General features: G+C 60.5%; 16 protein-coding genes. 8 read left to right on the top strand and 8 right to left on the bottom strand.

Annotation, left to right across the window (positions count from 1 at the left end; genetic code table 11):
• Positions 1–144 precede the first annotated feature (144 nt).
• From QN377_RS19120 to QN377_RS19110, 3 genes are all read left to right on the top strand, one after another.
• On the top strand, positions 145–423 hold the full coding sequence (locus tag QN377_RS19120) for a hypothetical protein (protein WP_095002165.1): 279 nt from the start codon (positions 145–147) through the stop codon (positions 421–423).
• Between the two features lie 28 nt (positions 424–451).
• On the top strand, positions 452–1219 hold the full coding sequence (locus QN377_RS19115) for a CHAD domain-containing protein (RefSeq protein WP_095002164.1): 768 nt from the start codon (positions 452–454) through the stop codon (positions 1217–1219).
• A 77-nt stretch (positions 1220–1296) separates the two neighbouring features.
• Positions 1297–2094, top strand: a complete 798-nt coding sequence (locus QN377_RS19110; RefSeq protein ID WP_169916703.1) for an acyl-CoA thioesterase — start codon at positions 1297–1299, stop codon at positions 2092–2094.
• Here QN377_RS19110 and QN377_RS19105 read toward each other — a convergent pair whose 3' ends face one another.
• The 3 genes from QN377_RS19105 to QN377_RS19095 form a co-directional block, all read right to left on the bottom strand.
• A complete protein-coding gene (locus QN377_RS19105) occupies positions 2095–2352 on the bottom strand; it encodes a terminase (RefSeq protein WP_095002162.1) in 258 nt (85 codons plus the stop codon).
• A 99-nt stretch (positions 2353–2451) separates the two neighbouring features.
• Entirely contained in the window at positions 2452–3933 is a 1482-nt protein-coding gene (locus QN377_RS19100) for a methyl-accepting chemotaxis protein (protein ID WP_133144912.1), read from the bottom strand.
• A 115-nt stretch (positions 3934–4048) separates the two neighbouring features.
• Positions 4049–4858: a TatD family hydrolase gene (locus QN377_RS19095; RefSeq protein WP_016780110.1), complete on the bottom strand. Its 810-nt coding sequence runs from the start codon at positions 4856–4858 to the stop codon at positions 4049–4051.
• Between the two features lie 236 nt (positions 4859–5094).
• Between QN377_RS19095 and QN377_RS19090 the strand changes: the two genes are divergently transcribed.
• From QN377_RS19090 to QN377_RS19080, 3 genes are all read left to right on the top strand, one after another.
• Positions 5095–6513: a transglycosylase SLT domain-containing protein gene (locus tag QN377_RS19090; protein ID WP_095002160.1), complete on the top strand. Its 1419-nt coding sequence runs from the start codon at positions 5095–5097 to the stop codon at positions 6511–6513.
• Between the two features lie 103 nt (positions 6514–6616).
• The gene (locus tag QN377_RS19085; RefSeq protein ID WP_095002159.1) at positions 6617–7051 is read left to right on the top strand and encodes a DoxX family protein; all 435 of its coding nucleotides are present in this window, start codon (positions 6617–6619) and stop codon (positions 7049–7051) included.
• Positions 7052–7294: 243 nt separating this feature from the next.
• Positions 7295–7603 (top strand): class I SAM-dependent methyltransferase, encoded by a 309-nt coding sequence (locus QN377_RS19080; protein ID WP_322213267.1) that lies wholly within the window; start codon positions 7295–7297, stop codon positions 7601–7603.
• Positions 7604–7654: 51 nt separating this feature from the next.
• On the opposite strand, the gene QN377_RS19075 is transcribed toward QN377_RS19080, so the two are convergent.
• From QN377_RS19075 to QN377_RS19055, 5 genes are all read right to left on the bottom strand, one after another.
• The gene (locus QN377_RS19075; RefSeq protein ID WP_095002157.1) at positions 7655–8920 is read right to left on the bottom strand and encodes an NAD(P)/FAD-dependent oxidoreductase; all 1266 of its coding nucleotides are present in this window, start codon (positions 8918–8920) and stop codon (positions 7655–7657) included.
• Positions 8913–10502 (bottom strand): aldehyde dehydrogenase (NADP(+)), encoded by a 1590-nt coding sequence (locus QN377_RS19070; protein ID WP_322213264.1) that lies wholly within the window; start codon positions 10500–10502, stop codon positions 8913–8915. The genes QN377_RS19075 and QN377_RS19070 overlap by 8 nt, the downstream gene beginning before the upstream one ends.
• Positions 10503–10587: 85 nt before the next feature.
• Complete coding sequence (locus QN377_RS19065; protein WP_322213262.1) at positions 10588–11535, bottom strand: dihydrodipicolinate synthase family protein; 948 nt, start codon at positions 11533–11535, stop codon at positions 10588–10590.
• Between the two features lie 49 nt (positions 11536–11584).
• Complete coding sequence (locus QN377_RS19060) at positions 11585–12511, bottom strand: 4-hydroxyproline epimerase (RefSeq protein ID WP_130871764.1); 927 nt, start codon at positions 12509–12511, stop codon at positions 11585–11587.
• A 57-nt stretch (positions 12512–12568) separates the two neighbouring features.
• Positions 12569–14212, bottom strand: coding sequence for an APC family permease (locus QN377_RS19055; RefSeq protein ID WP_095026106.1), 1644 nt, complete (start codon positions 14210–14212; stop codon positions 12569–12571).
• 202 nt (positions 14213–14414) lie between these two features.
• Between QN377_RS19055 and QN377_RS19050 the strand changes: the two genes are divergently transcribed.
• Positions 14415–15188, top strand: a complete 774-nt coding sequence (locus QN377_RS19050; RefSeq protein WP_095002272.1) for an AraC family transcriptional regulator — start codon at positions 14415–14417, stop codon at positions 15186–15188.
• A gap of 107 nt (positions 15189–15295) precedes the next feature.
• Positions 15296–15772: a transcription elongation factor GreB gene (gene greB, locus QN377_RS19045; RefSeq protein WP_029611319.1), complete on the top strand. Its 477-nt coding sequence runs from the start codon at positions 15296–15298 to the stop codon at positions 15770–15772.
• Positions 15773–15924 lie beyond the last annotated feature (152 nt).

Here is a 15924-nt window from a genome sequence, read left to right as displayed (position 1 = left end):
TGAACGCGTATCTACCAGCTAGGCTAGTGCCTTGTAGCAATGACGGGTAGGTGTTGCCGGTTTTTTTGATTTTTACGTTGTGGCACTTTTATGCAGGTTGTTCGTCTGAGATTGCACTGAACTTTAATTTCTGAGGAAAACAACATGAAAGCATGGATTTGTGTACCGCTGATCGCGCTGGCGTTGGCAGGTTGTGCGGGGACCAAGGCGTATCGCGACAGCTGTGCGACGAACCTGGATTCGGCCTGGCATGAACTGGACCTGGCCAAGGCGGAAGGCTTCGCCGGGACTGTCAGCTACTCCAAGGCCTTGTCCTTGTTGACGGCGGCCAAGACCCAGCAGCAATTTGAAGCCTTTGAGGGTTGCACCAAAAAAGCCGAGAAGGCGCGTTTCTATATTCGTGAATCCCGCGCCGGGCGTTGAAGCGCAGCGGTAAAGGGGGAGGGTGAGGATGTCTGAGCTGGTTGACCGGATAGTGGCAAACATCGTGCGTCTGGAGGTCAGGTTACTGGCCTGTCAGGCGCGTCTGGAAGCCGATACGGACCCGGAAGCCCTGCACGACCTGCGCACCACTGTGCGCCGCTTGCGCAGCCTGTTGCGGCCTTTGCGCGGGTTGCCGGGGGTTGTGCAACTTGAAATGTCTGCATCCCAGGTTGGCGTGTTGACCACCCCCCTGCGTGATCTTGAAGTGCTGGCGGCACATTTGCAGGCGCACGGCTACACGGCGCAGGCGCAACGCCGCACGCAACAGTTGGCCGGCAGTTATGCCCGGGTGGCCGACAGTGAGCAGTTGGCTCAACTGTTGATGATCCTCGAGGTGTTTCCGCGCTTTTTGCGTGCTGCCGAGCGAGAAGGCCTGCTGCGTGGTTTGCGCCAGCGGATCGCAAAGGTCCTGGAAAAACAGTGGAAAACCCTGGAAAACGCTCTCAATGACCCTGGCCATGACCGCCATCGCGTAAGGTTGCTGATCAAGCGCGTACGCTATGCCGCTGAAGCCTACCCGGAGTTGAACCAGCTGCCGCCCTTGGTGCTGGCGCGCCTCAAGGGGGCACAGCAGGCGCTGGGCGAGTGGCACGATGCCTGGCAATGGTTGCTGCAGGCCGGGCAACACGCCGACTTGCAACCCTGTGTGGCGCAATGGCAGGCCACCCTTGAGCACGGCGAAAAACGCGCTGACAAGGCGTTGGTCAAATTGAGTGCGGCTTGCTTTCACTCCTGATCTTTGGCCGATACAGCACTGTGCAGAGTCAGATGGATGGGTAGTATCTCGTCATATTTATCTGTTTCGAGGTGCTTATGCAGTTTTGCGAATTGGTTGCGGCGGTGCGCAACACGCCTTTGGACGTGACCATTCCGGCCGATTGGGGCCAGGGCCGCGCCAGCTTTGGCGGCCTGTTGGTGGCTTTGCAGTACGAAGCCATGCGCGCCCATGTGCCTGTCGAGCGGGCATTGCGCTCATTGGCAGTGAGTTTTGTCGGGCCGGTGGCCGCCGATGTACCGGTGCGTTTCGAGGTTGAGGTGCTGCGCGAAGGCAAGGCGGTCAGCCAGGTGCTGGGGCGGGTGGTGCAGGACGGTCAGGTCATGACCCTGGTACAAGGCAGCTTTGGCGCTGCGCGGGAGTCAGTGGCGAACGTAGACGGCTTGCCTGCGCCTGAGATGAAGGCGCCCGAAGATTGCCCGCTGTTGCCCTATATCAAAGGCGTTACCCCGGAGTTTATGCGTCATTTGTCCATGGCCTGGGCCGTGGGCGCACTGCCGTTTAGCGGTCGTGGAACGCGGGAAATGGGCGGCTGGGTACGTTTTGATGGCGGTGTTGAGGACGAACCTCTGACAGAAACCCATTTGCTGGCGCTGGTCGATACCTGGCCGCCTGCACTGCTGCCGTTACTGAACAAGCCGACAGCAGGCAGCACGCTGACCTGGACCATCGAGTTCGTGCAGCCACTGCCTAGGGTCAGCACGTTGCAGTGGTGCAAGTACCTGGCCGTCATCGAACATGCGCGGGATGGCTACGGCCATGTGGCGGCCAACCTGTGGGGCCCAGGCGGCGAGCTGATTGCGCTCAGCCGCCAGACCGTAGCCGTGTTCGGTTGATCAGAAGGTCTGGCTGTTATCCGTTGCGCTGGTGGCCTTGTGGCCCTGGCGTTGCAGGATCAGGGCCGCAAACAGGGCAACCAGACCGATCACCGCGCTGGTGGCGTTTTCACTGAAGACGCCCGACACCAGCAACAGAAAAGCCACCACCATCATCGGCACTGCGATCAGGTTGATTGCCTGATACGCGGTGTTTTGCTGGCCGTGCGGGTTGGAGCGCCATTGCCAGGCCGGTAGATTTGGATGACGTTTGCCCATGATTGCTCTCCTTGTTCGAGGGTTCAGCCTGGGCTGAACCGGATAAACAAATCATAGATTTATGATCACCCTGCGGCGAATCAACAATGGCTATTGGCCTTATAGCTTTAGTTGACCAATCGCCCGATTCAACTCGCCTGCCAGGGTTGCCAGTTCATTGCTGGTAGTGGCCGAGTCGACGGTCTGTTGCACGGTGTTTTCGGTGACATCGCGGATGCTCACCACTGCCCGGTTCATCTCTTCCGCGACCTGGCTTTGCTGCTCGGCGGCCACGGCAATCTGGGTGTTGCTTTCGCGCATTTGCGCCACGGCGTGAGTGATCTCGGCCAATGCCGCGCCCGCTTCCTGGGCCTGCTGCACGCAGTCGTCGGCCTTGAACGAGCTTTCCTGCATAAAATCCACGGCGTCGCGGGTGCCCGCCTGCAAGGCCGAAACCATGGCGGTGATTTCGTCCGTGGATGTCTGCACGCGTTTGGCCAGGTGCCTCACTTCATCGGCGACCACGGCAAAGCCACGACCCATTTCACCTGCGCGAGCCGCTTCGATGGCCGCGTTCAACGCCAGCAGGTTGGTCTGTTCGGCGATGCTGTGAATCACACTGACCACGCCGTTGATCTTCTGGCTGTCCTGGGCCAGTTGCTGGATCATTTCTGCAGTGGTTTGCACCCCGGTGGACAGGCTGGCGATTGACTGTTGCACGCGGCTGACCACCTGCTGGCCACTCCCCGCCAGGTTGTCTGCGGTTTGCGACAGGTCGCGGGTAGCCCCAGCGTGTTGCGCAATATGGTAGACCGTGGCCGACATTTCATTGATTGCGGTGGCGGCCTGGTCGGTCTCGCTTTGCTGGCCGAGCATGCCGTGGCGCACCTCGTCCATGCTGCTGGCCAGGCGCGCGGCTCCGGCATCCAGTTGCGCTGCGGTTTGGGCCACGGTGTTCACCACCCGCTGGTAACCGGCCTGCATGGCATTGAAGGCGCTGGCCATCTGCCCGACCTCATCGGTACACGCCAGGGGCACCCGGGCGGACAGGTCACCGGTTTTCTCCACATGCAGCATCACGTCCTTGAGGGTGTTGAGCTGGCTCAGCAGGAAGCGGATCAGCAACTGCGAAGCGCAGAGCATGGCCAGCATCAGGATCAGCACGGCGGCGGCATAGTTGGGCAGCCGCTCGACAAACACCTGGGCCAGGCTAGGTGTATGGGCCAGCACGGCGATTTTTTGTCCGTCGTCGCGGGTCAGTACCTCGGCGCCCAGCAGCAGATTGTGGCCGAACAACGGCATGGGATTGATTGAGACCCAGCCGTTGGCGTTGCCCAGTTGCGGCAGGGGTTGATCGTTGACGCTGGCGATCTGGTCGGGCGCCAGGGGCAGCAATTGGCTGGCCTCGGGCAAGGGCTGCCCGGCAGGCCAGGCACTGAGCAATTGCGCCTGGGCCCGGGCGTTGGCCTGGGCGGCGTTGCTGCGCGATTGCTGTTCCAGCTGCACGGCGTAGAGCACCAGCAGCAGTGTGGTGACAAAAGCCACCGCGTTGACAGCCCAGAATTTGTATTTGAGCGAGATGTTGCTAAGCCAGGTGCCCATGGGAGGTCTTCTCTGAATTGGCGCAAACAATATTGGCAAGGTGCCATCATTGTGCCGCTATTCAGTGACAATCTTGTTGATGTGGGTCAAAAGAGGCACTGCGTGGGAGCGGGCGTCAGTCTGTCAGTACCGGCAACCCGTAAAACGCCCGTGCACACGCGGTGGTGTGTTCGGCCAGGTCCTGCTCGCTTTCGCCACGGTGCACGGCCACTTCGCGCAGCACATCGGTCAGGTAGGCCGGTTCGTTGCGACCATTTTTCGGTTTGGGCCGCAGGGTGCGGGGCAACAGGTACGGCGCATCACTTTCGAGCATCAGGCGACCGCGCGGGATATCACGTACCAGCGGGTGCAGGTGGGTACCGCGGCGTTCGTCGCAGATCCAGCCGGTAATGCCGATATGCAGGTCAAGGTCGAGGTAGCTGAACAGCGCCTTTTTCTCGCCGGTAAAGCAATGCACCACAGCAGCCGGCAAGCGGTCGCGAAAGTCGCGCAGGATTTCCAGCAAACGCTGGTTGGCATCACGCTCATGCAGAAAAACCGGCAGTTGCAGGTCAACAGCCAGCGCCAGATGTTCTTCCAGCACTTTCTCCTGCTGGGCGCGGGGCGAAAAGTCGCGGTTGAAGTCCAGCCCGCATTCACCCACCGCACACACGCCCGGTTCCTTGAGCAGGGCAAGCAACTGGCGGGCGCTGTCGCCGTTCCAGTCACTGGCCGAGTGCGGGTGAATGCCGGCCGTAGAGAACAGCCGCTGGCCGCTTTCGTCCAGCTCGCGGCACAGTTGCAAGGCCTGTTCGCTGCCTTCGACGCTGGTGCCGGTCAACACCAATTGGCACACCCCGGCCGCGTAGGCACGGTCCAGCACGGCCTGGTGTTTGCCGTCAAAGCTTGGGTTGGTCAGGTTGACGCCGATATCAATGAGTTGCATGGTTTTACCTCAGGCCACAGGCCTCGCAGCATATCAGAGCTGTAGATTTACAAGAAAAACCAAGAACTACAGACAGTTATGGTTGTCTTTGAATGCCGCAACAACGCAATGCCCGGTTGTTTAAAGGACGCATTGACTGTTTTGCGCGCTGATTCCAGCGCTTGAAAGCCTCACTTGAGGCAACCGGTTGTCGGGAAACCGACCGGGTGCTGGGCTGTATTCTTTCCGGAGAACGGATGACAAGACCGACGCTATTGATTGCGCTGTGCCTGCTGCTGTTGCCGCTACCGGCACTGGCACGCCTGACCGGACCTTTACAGGTCGGGCAGCCAAGTCAGGTCCGCGATCTGGCGCAAATCCGCAGCAGTCAGGTGTTGCGGGTGCTGGTCAATCAAAGCCGCAACAGCTCGGGCGAGGTGCAGGGGCAGGCGATTGGCGTTGAATACCATCGTCTGCGTGCGTTTGAACGCTACCTCAACAGCCATGCCCGCGATGGCCAGGAAATAACCCTCAAGATCATCCCTAAAGCCAAGGATCAACTGCTGGGCGCATTGTCCCGGGGTGAAGGCGATGTAGTTGCCCCGGGTGAGTTGATCGATTTCAAGCCCAGCCGCGCCATCAGCGCCAGTGATCCGATCGTCGACGATGTGCCCTTGTTGTTGGTGGGGGTCAAGGGCGAGCGGCGCTTTACCCGCCTTGAGCAACTGTCGGGCCGCACCGTGGCGTTGACCACCGGCAGTGCGGCGGGAGCCTCGGTCAATTTGATCAATCAAAAACTGGCCTTGCGCAAACTGCCCCCGGTGAAGATTGAGTGGGTAGATCCGACCCTGGCGGTGGAGGATGTGCTGGAGATGGTGCAGGCCGGGATTTTTCATTTGACCATCGTGGAGCGCCCGATTGCCGAGCGCTGGGCCACGCTGATGCCCAAGCTGCGTTTTGACCGCAAGGTGCTGGTCAGCGAGCCCGAGGCCATGCACTGGTATGTACGCCGTGATGCGTCGATGTTGCGGGCCAGCATCGACCGGTTTCTCGATGGCTACAAGGCCCCGGCCGATCAGGATGTGGCCTTTGAGCGGGTATACCGACGTTTGTACCGGGTGCATTACCCGTTGGCCCGGGCCGATCGCCAGCAGCTTGAAAAACTGCGCCCGGTGTTGCAAAAACATGCCCGGCAACAGGGCATGGACTGGTTGAACCTGGCAGCGCTGGCATTCAAGGAGTCTACCCTCAACCCTGAAGCCAAAGGCAGCGGCGGGGCGACAGGGCTACTCCAGATTACCCCCTCGGCCGCCCGGCGGGTGGGGGTCAACAATATTCAAAATGTCGATAGCAATGTGCAGGCCGGTGCCCGGTATCTGTCGCTGATCCGCCGCAAGTTCTTTGCCAGCCCCAAGCTCAACGAGCGTGAGCGCATGGCGTTTGTGCTGGCGGCTTACAACATGGGGCCGGAGCGGGTGCAGGGCATGCGGGCTGAAGCCAGGCGACGCGGCCTGAACCCCAATCAATGGTTCTTTCAGGTGGAACGTATTGCCATGGAGCAGGTGGGAATGGGGGCTGTCAGCTATGTTAATAGCGTGAATAAATACTATTTGGCCTTTGACCGGGAGCGGGATTCCCTGGAACCGGCAAAAGCTGAACTGGTCACACGCAAATAATCGAATAATTTGATTGTTTTGTCAGGTTTATTCGACTTTTAACATTATAAAAACTGATTAGTATGGCGAGCATTCCCCAACTGATGACTTAAAGGATTCCATCATGAGCAAATTGATCCATACCGTACTGGGCAGCCGCGCAGGTTATGGTTTGACGGTCTTGCGTATTTTCGTCGGTATTATCTTTGCCGCCCACGGTTCGCAAAAACTGTTCGGCTGGTTTGGCGGCGGGGGCCTGGCGGGCACGGCGCAATGGATGGAGAGCATTGGCCTGGCGCCGGGCATGTTGATGGCAGTGCTGGCGGGCGGTACCGAGTTTCTGGGCGGTCTGGCGCTGATTATCGGCTTGCTGGCGCGCCCTGCAGCCCTGGGCCTGTCGTTTACGTTGCTGGTGGCGATCTTCTCGGTGCATATCAGCAATGGCCTGTTTATGGCCAACAACGGCTATGAATTCGCCCTGGCCTTGCTGGGTGGTACCGTGGCAGTGCTGATCGAAGGTGCAGGCAAGTTGTCGATCGATCGTGCACTAGCTGACTGAAAACCCGATGCCAGTGAAAAGGCCCGCCCAGAGCGGGCCTTTTTCGTTCCAGATGATTGTTGACAGTAGTAAGCAGGTTTATCTAGGATGTTTTCTTGCGCCGATTTAAACAGCTACTTGCGGGGCGCCAGAGGGTCACAGACCGTCTAAGAGGCTTGAAACAGGCCTTGAAATACCGCTAAAGCGCTGGTTCGGTGTTGCCTCTCACCTGCCACGCAGAATCTTGAGGCGGAGAACCGATACATGAGTCACCCACGTCCCCTTGTACGTCTTGCGCCGATCTCGGCCAGCCCAACCTTGCGCAACCCAAAAATCCTCCTGGGCGGTAAGCATCAGCCTACGTTGCTGCGCTATCTCGATGGCTGGCCACGCCGCAAAGGGCGGCCTACGGCGTTTCTGATCCAGTTTGTGGAAGAGGGCGATCAACTGGCGCGATTTGCCGCTGACAGTTTTGACCTGGCGGTGATCCAGTCCCCCGATGCTGAAAATGCCGAGCGGGTGATTCACAACCTCACCCGTGTTTGTCGGCAGGGGTTGATAATCCTGCGCTGAGGCTCCAACCCCGTAGCAGCCTCGTTCCTTCTGCAGCTGCTACGGATGGGATCAGAAACGCTCCAGCCGGTAAGGGTGCAACTCAGGCAGCGCGTGGGCACTGGTTGCCCCCGCCAACTGCGCGATCAGTTCAGCCGTTACCGCTGCCTGGGTCAGGCCCAAATGCTGATGGCCGAAGGCAAGCAGTACCTTGCCGTCGCACACCCGGTCGATGATCGGCAGTGAGTCCGGCAACGACGGGCGAAAGCCCATCCATGGCGTCGCGTCTTCAGCGCTAAGGTCATGGCGCAACAACCCTTTGCTCAGGCGATGCAGCTGCCAGGCGCGCTCCATGCTCGGCGGCGCTTCCAGGCCGGCAAATTCAACTGTACCCGCCAGCCTCAAGCCATCGCTCATCGGGGTCATGATGAATTTGCGTTCCAGTGAGGTGACGGCAAACGGCAGCCGGTCATGCTCGTGGGGCAGCATCAGGTGGTAACCGCGTTCGGTATCCAACGGAACGTGCTTGCCGGTCAGGGTTGCGGTGAGTTTGGCCGAGTGGGCGCCGCAGGCGATCACGACCCGGCGGGCGGACACCTGGCCCTGGGCTGTCATCAGAGAAACTCCGGCCTCACTCAGTTGCCCGCCTGTGACCTGTTGCTTGAGAAACTGCACACCGCACTTTCTGGCAGCCTCTACCAGTTCGCAAACCACGCGATAGGGGTCGATAAAGTGCCCCGTGGCCGGAAAAAACAACCCGCCCTGAATCTGCTCGCTCAGTTGCGGCGCTGCCTTGTGTATGGCCCTGGCCTCCCAGAACTCGACCGGTACCTGCTGCTGGCGCATGCGTGCCTGCAGTGCCAGAAGTGGCTGCCGGGACTCGGAACGTTCGTACACCAGCAACGAACCGTCTTCGCGCATCAGGCCCGGGCAGTCAATGCCCTCCAGTAGCCTGTGCCAGGCACCCAGGCTGCTTTCGTTAAGGGCCCGAATACCGGCTACAGTGCGCTGAAAGGGCGCCTTGCGCAGGTTCAGCAGCAGACGCGTGAACCACGGCAGGGCCCGGGGCATATATTTCCAGTCCAGGCGCAGGGGGCCCATCGGGTCCATCAGCATGGCCGGCAAACGCTTGAGAATCGACAGGTCGGCAATCGGGAACACCTGTTCGGTGGCCAGGTGCCCGGCATTGCCGAATGAGGCGCCATGGCCCGGCTCCTGCGGGTCGATGACCACCACCCGCTGGCCCTGGCGCGCCAGTTGCAGGGCACAGGCGACGCCGATGATTCCGGCGCCGACCACGGCAATGTCAGCTGTGTTTCCAGCGAAGTGATCAGGCATTTTCCAGTACTTCTCTGTGGCCATCGAGCAGGCGGCGCAAGTGCAGCGGGTTGGCGCGCTTGAGTGCCGTCGGCAACAGGCTGTCAGGGAAGTCCTGATAGCAGACAGGACGCAGGAAGCGCTGGATGGCCGCAGTGCCAACCGAGGTGGTGCGGGTGTCCGAAGTTGCCGGGAAAGGCCCGCCGTGGACCATCGCGTCGCACACCTCAACCCCCGTTGGCCAGCCATTGACCAGCAAGCGACCAGCCTTGCGTTCCAGGGTCGCAAGCATGGCCCTGGCAGTGTCGAGGTCGGCTTCATCCAGTTGCAGGGTGATGGTCAATTGGCCTTCAAGGTGCTCGAGCACCTGGCGGATCTCCTCGTCATCGGCGCATTGCACCACCAGCGCCGCAGCACCAAAGACTTCGGCCTGCAATGCAGGGTCGGCGAGGAAGTCCCCGGCCCGGGTCACAAACAGATGGGCCTGGCACTGGTTGGGTGTCTCCCCCCTCAAGCCGGCAGCGGCCTCTTGAGCACTGTTCAGTCCCTGCAAAGAGCCAATACCGGCTTCATAGGCCTGGAAAATCCCGGGAGTGAGCATCGTCTGGGCCGGGCTTTGCTGGACCAGCCGGGCAGCTGTGCTGATAAACCTATCCAGTGCCGGCCCTTGATGGCCGATAACCAGACCCGGGTTGGTGCAAAACTGGCCTGCACCCTGGGTCAGAGATGCAACAAAGCCCTGCGCCAGTGATTCGCCGCGAGCCTGCAGCGCAGCGGGGAACAGCAGTACCGGGTTGATCGAGCTCATCTCCGCATACACCGGGATGGGTTCGGGGCGTGCTGCTGCCACTTTGCACAAAGCCATGCCGCCACTGCGCGAGCCGGTAAAGCCGACTACCTTGATGCGTGGATCGCTGACCAGGGCAACACCGACTTCACGGCCGGAACCGAACAACAGGGAAAAGACCCCTTCAGGCAGGTTCGATTCTTTCACCGCACGGGCAATCGCATGGCCAACCAGTTCGCTGGTGCCAGGGTGGGCGCTGTGGGCCTTGACTACCACCGGGCAGCCGGCCGCCAGCGCCGAGGCAGTGTCGCCACCGGCCACGGAGAAGGCCAGCGGGAAGTTGCTGGCACCGAATACGGCCACCGGGCCCAGTGGCACCTGGCGTTGGCGCAAATCTGCACGGGGCAGTGGTTGGCGCTCGGGCAGCGCGTTGTCGACCCGCACATCCAGCCATTCTCCAGCGCGTACGGTACGGGCAAAGGTACGCAGTTGCTGGCAGGTACGTGCGCGTTCACCGACGATGCGCGGGCGTGGCAGGCCTGATTCGCTGACGGCGCGGTCAATCAATTCATCGCCAAGGGCTTCGATTTCAGCGGCGATGGTTTCCAGAAAAGTGGCGCGAGTTTCCAGTGAGGTCTCGCGAAAGCTGTCAAAAGCCTCCTGGGCCAGGGTGCACGCCTGCTCGACATGTTCGCTGCCGCCGCCAAGGTAGGCCGGTTCGAGCACAGTGCCGGTGGCGGGATTGATCGCCCGGATCGCTTCGCGGTTACCGGTGATGGCTTGCTGACCGATCAGCATGTTGCCTGTCAGAGTCATGGCGTGTTCCTAAAATGGGTTGGCTGGAACAAGGCGGCGCACATGATGTGCGCCGCTGTTCAGGGATGCAGGGCTGCGCTGCGGGTCAGGCGACGTTCTGTTCGGCGGACCAGGTTTTGTACCACTGGCGGAACAGGCTGTACTGGTTCTCGGCGTAGTGGCGTTGGGCATCGCTCAGCGCATCGGTGTCGTTGAAGTGCAGGCTGTATTCTCTGTCGCCATTGAGCACCATCAGGTGCTTGTAGTAGAGCACCAGGTCAGTGCCTTCATCGAACGACGAGAGCACCGCCAGGGCGGCTTCCAGCTCGCGGGCCAGGCGACGGGCTTTAGGGTCGCCCTTGGCCGCTTGCTTGCTCAGGGCCACCAGGTGCAGCACTTCGCGAGGCAGGGCGTTGCCGATGCCGGTAATGGCGCCGGTGGCGTTGCAGTTGACGAAGCCATGCACAACCTGGGTGTCGACGCCGACCATCAGGGTCACATCATCGTCTTTGGAAGTGATGTGTTCGGCGGCGTAACGCATGTCGGCAGCACCGCCGAACTCTTTGAAGCCGATCAGGTTCGGGTATTGGCTACGCAGTTCGAAGAACAGGTCGGCGCGGGTGGCGAAGCCGTAGTACGGGCTGTTGTAGATAACCGCCGGTAGCTGTGGAGCGGCTTGCAGGATGGCGGCGAAGTGAGCTTTTTGCGCAGCAGGCGAGGCTGCACGGGACAGCAGGCGTGGAATCACCATCAGGCCCTGGGCGCCAACTTTGGCAGCGTGTGCCGCATGGGACACCGCTTCGCGGCTGTTTACGGCGCCGGTGCCGACGATGGTTGGGATGCCCGCAGCTACCAGGCGTGCCACACCTTCCTGGCGCTCGGCTTCGGTCAGCAAAGGCCAGTCACCCATGGAGCCGCAGTACACCACGGCACTCATGCCGATATCGATCAGTTCGCGGCCCTTGGCCACCAGCGCGTCGAAGTCCGGCTTGCGCTCGGCGGTGCAAGGGGTCATCAGGGCAGGCATGCAACCGGTGAAAATGTTATCGCTCATTGTTCTAACTCCTCGAGTCGTTTATTCGGATGTGTTTACGGCGAAGGGCTTAAATGCCCCACGCGAAAGGATCTCTTTCGTCGATCAGCAGCATGCTGTCGGCGGTCATATAGGCCTGGCCGGTAATGAACGGGCGAATGCGCTCGCCGTCCCATTGATAACTGCCGACAAACTGGCTGGCGGTGATGCTGGCCTGCACCCAGGGTTGGCCTGGAGCCAGCTTGCCGTCGGCGGCCAGGCACGCCAGCTTGGCGCTGGTGCCGGTGCCACAGGGCGAGCGGTCATAGGCCTTGCCCGGGCACATGACAAAGTTGCGGCTGTCGGCCTTGTCGTCGTCGGCAAACAGTTCGATATGGTCGATCAGGGCACCGTCTTCGCCGTGGATACCCTGTGCCTCAAGGGCCTTGAGCATGGTCCAGGTGTACTCGGTCAGGGCTTCGACATTGTCCAGTTGCAGTGTCTTGCCGTGATCGGAGACCAGGAAGAACCAGTTGCCGCCCCAGGCAATATCGCCCTGCACACGGCCATGCCCCGGCACCTCAACGGCGACCTGCTGGCGATAGCGGTAGGAGGGCACATTGCCTACGGTGACCTTGCCATCTGGATGCAGGGTGGCGGTGACCGGGCCGACCGGGGTGTCGATCTTGTGCTCGCCGATCTCGATCTGGCCCAGGTGATGCAGGGAAGCGATCAGGCCGATGGTGCCGTGGCCGCACATGCCCAGATAACCGGCATTGTTGAAGAAGATCACCCCGCACGTGGCATCCGCCGACACGGGCTCGCAGTACAGTGCACCGACCAGTACATCGTTGCCTCGGGGCTCCAGCAGGCAGGCCCGGCGCCATTGGTCATGCTGGTCGCGCAGGGTGTCGCGCTGCTCGGCAATGCTGCGCCCGGCCAGTTGCGGGAAGCCTTTGATCACCACGCGGGTGGGTTCGCCGCCGGTATGTGAATCAATGATATGGACTTGCTTCATGAACGTATCCCTTGGAAGAGAACAACGGCTCGGAGGACTACTGTGGTTAACGGTGTCTCAGGATGAAGTCTGGATAAACGCCCCCGTGGCGTGGCTGGCCGGGGTGTTACTGGCAAGTTCCGGGGCTTCTTCGCTGTCCTCGTCGTCTTCCAGCCGGACCAGATGAGCCGGCACGCCGGTGGCCGCGCCCCAGTAATAGATGCCCGTCGCACAAGCTGCGACGACCAGGGTGTCAAACGGGTGGGCAAGTACGCCCAGGCCGCCGAAAGTGCCGAGTTTGGACAGCACCATGGTTACGGCGTAGAAGCCGATCAGCCACAAAGATGAGCGTACTTGCTGGCCCAGGCTCAGGTGGTTGGTCGGTACGAATCGCGAACACAGCAGGTACACCACGAACATCACGATTTGCAGGCCGAGCAGCCAGGACACGGTGTTCCAGCCTGACCAGTAAACAATCAGCGCAGCGACGATAAATGACAGCGGCCCCATCACTCCCATCCACTTGACCCGGAACGGGCGCGGCATGTCTGGAGCATTGCGGCGCAATGCGGCCACGGACACCGGTGCCACTGCGTAGCTCAGTACCAGGGCGGCAGATACCACGCTGATCAGGGCTTCCCAGGACGGGAAAGGCAGGGTCCAGAACACCGACAGGCCAAAGGTCAGCCACAGCGCCGGGCGCGGGATGCCGGACTTTTCATCGATGCGGGTGAAAATCTTGAAAAACGTGCCGGTTTGCGCCCAGCCATAAATCACCCGCGGCGTGGCATTCATGTAAATGTTGCCGCAGCCGCTTGGCGAGATCACCGCGTCGGCCACCACCAGATAAGCCAGCCAGCCCACACCCAGAGCCAGGGCGATGTCGCGATAGGGCAATGCCAGTTCCTTGGTCACGCCGGCCCAGCCGTTGGCCAGCATTTCAGAGGGTACGCCGCCGAGGAAGGCCACTTGCAGCAGCACATAAATCACGGTCGACAACAGGACCGACAGGATCAGGGCAATCGGGATGGTGCGTTGCGGGTTCTTCACTTCACTGGCCACCGAAATGATCGGTGTCAGGCCCAGATAGGCGAAGATAATGCCGCCTGCAGAAACGGCCATCTGCACGCCCGACAGGCCGAACGGGGCGAAGCCCTGGGCGTAGAGATTTTCCGGTTTGAAGAAGGTGAACAGCACGCCGATGACCAGCAGCGGCACGATAAATTTGAATACGCTGACCAGGTTATTGGCCATGGCGAAGGTCTTCACGCTTCGGTAGTTGAGCATGAAAAACAGGCACAGCAGGCCGAACTGCAGGAGCCAGCCCAGGATCGAAGGGTCACTGGAGCCGGCCTTGGTCAGCTCGGGGAACCATGCCGCGGCGTATTGGCGGGCGGCGACCACTTCAATTGCCACCAGGCTGGAGAAGGCGATCAGGGTGATAAAGCCCATCAAGTAACCGAGCAACGGGCCATGGGAGTAAACCGGGTAACGAATGACGCCACCGGCGCGCGGCAGGGCAGCGCCCAGCTCGCAGTAAACGATGCCTAGCAACAGCACGGAAAAACCGCCCAGCAGCCAGGAAAAAATCCCAGCCGGGCCAGCGATCGCCGACACATGACTGGCTGCAAACAACCAGCCGGAACCGAAGATGGCACCCAGACCGATAAAGGTCAGGTCCATCAGTGAGAGCTGTTTCTTGAATTTGCCTTTACCTGACATAGCGTCGCCTTTTTGTGAGTTATTGGTTAGGCAGGTGTGATGTCATTTGCCATTGCGCCAATACGGTTGGCGGGTGTGCAATGGCGCTAGATTGAACGTCGGGGAACGTTTACGATTGATCTTTTCCATTGAAGCCGATGACGAAATCAGCACAATGCACCCAGGCGGCCGATACCTGGCCAGTGGTGGGAGAGTGAGTTTGATGACGCAGAATGCTTTTGCAATCCTGAGCCAGGGCAGCGAGTTGAGCCGCCCCGAGAGTCTTGAGCAGTTGCTCTCGGGGGTAGCCCTGTTGCTACCGATGCTCGATGCCATCCCCAATGCCGCGATCTTCATCAAGGACAATGCCGCGCGCTATGTACTGGCCAACCGCACCCTGGTCCAGCGCTGCGGCCTCAAGCAGTTGCAACCCCTGCTCGGCAAAACCAGCGCCGAGGTATTCCCCGCGCAGTTGGGGCCGGGCTATACCGAGCAGGATCGCCAGGTGCTGGAGCAGGGGCTGGTGCTTGAGGACCAGCTGGAACTGCATCTGTACGGGACCCGGGAGCCTGGCTGGTGCCTGACCCACAAGCGCCCGCTGTACAATCTCCAGGGCGAGATCATCGGCCTGGCCGGGATCTCCGTGGACTTGCAATCAGCCAGCGATACCCACCCGGCGTACCAGCGGCTGGCGGCAGTGGATGAGCACATTCGCACGCATTTCAACCGCCGCGTTACCCTGGGTGAGTTGACCCGTATTGCCGGAATCTCCGTGGCGCAACTGGAGCGCTACTGCAAGCGTGTGTTTCACCTGACGCCACGGCAGATGATCCAGAAGGTGCGTCTGGAACACGCCCATCGGCTGTTGCTGACCGATATTCCGATTACTCAGGTGGCCCTGCAGTGCGGATACACCGACCACAGCGCGTTCACCCGCCAATTCAAGGCATTGACCGGTTTTACCCCGCGCCAGTATCGCCAGGCCACGGCACAGTGAGAGTGTCGCCGCGCTTGTGATTTTTATCAGCGCCTCTATGTATTTCGTCGCGCCGGGGTGCTAAGAGTCTGCCCTGGCCAATGCAACCTGCTGGAGAACGACCGCGAGTGAGTACCAACATCATCACCAGGCAAGGCCATGAAGCCCTGAAGCAGGAGCTTGACTACCTGTGGCGGGAAAAGCGCCCGGATACCACACGCAAGGTGACCTGGGCAGCATCACTGGGTGATCGCAGCGAAAACGCTGACTACCAGTACAACAAGAAGTTGCTGCGCGAGATTGACCGACGGGTGCGCTACCTGCGCAAGCGCCTCGAGGATGTACGGGTGGTTGATTACTCGCCGGAGCAGGAAGGCCGGGTGTTTTTTGGTGCCTGGGTCGAAATTGAAAACGAGGCCGGGGACGTCAAGAAATTCCGCATTGTGGGTTACGACGAAATCTACGGACGCAACGACTACATCTCCATCGACTCACCGATGGCCCGTGCGCTGTTGAAGAAAGAGGTGGGCGACGAGGCAGTGGTGCAGACACCGAGCGGGGAAGTGCTGTGGTGGATCAACGAGATTTATTACGAGAAAAGCTAGGGTAAAACCTGGGCGGATATTTAGCCGCTGCAGGGTTTAACTGGTGTACCGCGTACATATCCGGCATCTGCGTTTAACAGTCACTTTTTCCAGACGCCGAAAAAGTAACCAAAAAGGCTTGCCCCTGGCGTACGGCCTTCGCTGCGCTCAGG

It is taken from the genome of Pseudomonas sp. CCC4.1 (genome assembly GCF_035019225.1).
Lineage (GTDB): Bacteria > Pseudomonadota > Gammaproteobacteria > Pseudomonadales > Pseudomonadaceae > Aquipseudomonas > Aquipseudomonas bubulae.
This window is presented reverse-complemented; position numbering and strand designations above follow the sequence as displayed.